The organism is Vibrio sp. 2132-1 (assembly GCF_033344315.1).
On the sequence record NZ_JAWPON010000752.1, the window covers coordinates 1 to 543 of the forward strand.

Below are 543 nucleotides of genomic sequence, written 5' to 3' on the forward strand. Positions count from 1 at the left end.
TCGTGTATGACCTGCATCTACAACTCACAGCGTATCTGGTCCACGATCCGTCACTACTGGCCTGAACGAGCTGGGAAAATTGCTCAGTATGAACAAACCTTTGGTGTGACGGTATCAAGAAAAAAAATCGACGTAATAGATTTAGGTTCTGCTGTTGCGCCGATACAGATTAGTGATGTTGAGGCATTGGAGCAGGTATCCAGAGAAGATTACACGCTCCCGATTTTTGTGCCGGAGGGGCAGAAGTGGGTTCTCCCTGGTGGCGCATTTGGCCGAGAGGCCTGTGGTTCTGATTGATTTGTGCAGAGGTGGCAATGTTGGATTTTGTTTTTTTGGTGTTTTTGGGGTTGGGCATATCTACGGTGCTGGTGCGTCGGTCTTCCCGTAAGGGGATGGATCTTGAGCTGACATGGCTCCAGTCGTTGAAGGTCGTGCTGGTTCGTGGAGCTGTTGCATTGGGCCTGGGTTTTGGCATTGGCAGGCTTGTATTGATGGGGATGCAGTATGGTTTCCTGAGTGAGTCTGTCCTGAGGGAACATGCAC

The 543-nt window shown here is 50.3% G+C and carries 2 pseudogenes; both read left to right on the plus strand.

From position 1 onward, the window contains the following. A pseudogene (locus R8N47_RS27780) lies at positions 1-297 on the plus strand (phosphohydrolase); the annotation flags it as partial. A gap of 17 nt (positions 298-314) precedes the next feature. Next, positions 315-543: pseudogene (locus R8N47_RS27785) on the plus strand (hypothetical protein); the annotation flags it as partial.